The following is a 1135-nucleotide window of genomic DNA, read 5'->3' as shown; positions in this document are numbered from 1 at the left end:
AACACGTGAAATTCCGTCGGAATCTGGGAGGACCATCTCCCAAGGCTAAATACTCCCTAGTGACCGATAGCGAACCAGTACCGTGAGGGAAAGGTGAAAAGCACCCCGGAAGGGGAGTGAAACAGTACCTGAAACCGTGTGCCTACAAGTAGTCAAAGCCCGTTAATGGGTAATGGCGTGCCTTTTGTAGAATGAACCGGCGAGTTACGTTAGCTAGCGAGGTTAAGGCAGAAAAGCCGGAGCCGGAGCGAAAGCGAGTCTGAATAGGGCGAGTGAGTTAGCTGATGTAGACCCGAAACCAAGTGACCTACCCATGACCAGGTTGAAGGTGCGGTAAAACGCACTGGAGGACCGAACCCACTTATGTTGAAAAATGAGGGGATGAGTTGTGGGTAGCGGTGAAATTCCAATCGAACTTGGAGATAGCTGGTTCTCTCCGAAATAGCTTTAGGGCTAGCCTCGGAAAAGCGGATACTGGAGGTAGAGCACTGTTTGGATGATGGTCCCGTCTCGGGATACTGAATGCAGATAAACTCCGAATGCCAGATATTTGTTTCCGGGAGTCAGACTGCGAGTGATAAGATCCGTAGTCGAAAGGGGAACAGCCCAGATCACCAGTTAAGGTCCCTAAATCCATGCTAAGTGGAAAAGGATGTGAAGTTGCACAGACAACTAGGATGTTGGCTCAGAAGCAGCCACCATTTAAAGAGTGCGTAATAGCTCACTAGTCGAGTGACTCTGCGCCGAAAATGTACCGGGGCTAAGCATGGTACCGAAACTGTGGGTGCGACCGCAAGGTCGTGCGATAGGAGAGCGTTCTAAGGGCGGTGAAGGCAGACTGTGAAGACTGCTGGAGCGCTTAGAAGTGAGAATGCCGGCATGAGTAACGAAAAGGCAGGTGAGAATCCTGCCCGCCGCAAGACTAAGGTTTCCTGGGGAAGGTTCGTCCGCCCAGGGTTAGTCGGGACCTAAGATGAGGCCGAAAGGCGTAATCGATGGCCAACAGGTGGAGATTCCTGTACCGATCTGTTATGTTTGAGCGAAGGAAGGACGCAGGAGGCTAAGGTGAGCACGCAGCTGGAAAAGCGTGTCCAAGCACTGAGTCTGGGAGCGAGTCAAATGCTTGTTCCTAAGG

The 1135-nt window shown here is 51.8% G+C and carries 1 rRNA gene; it reads left to right on the top strand.

The features are described from left to right. Positions 1-1135, top strand: a 23S ribosomal RNA gene (locus H627_RS0115405); the annotation flags it as partial.

The organism is Schleiferilactobacillus harbinensis DSM 16991, from assembly GCF_000425885.1.
GTDB classification, from domain to species: Bacteria; Bacillota; Bacilli; order Lactobacillales; family Lactobacillaceae; genus Schleiferilactobacillus; species Schleiferilactobacillus harbinensis.
This window is presented reverse-complemented; position numbering and strand designations above follow the sequence as displayed.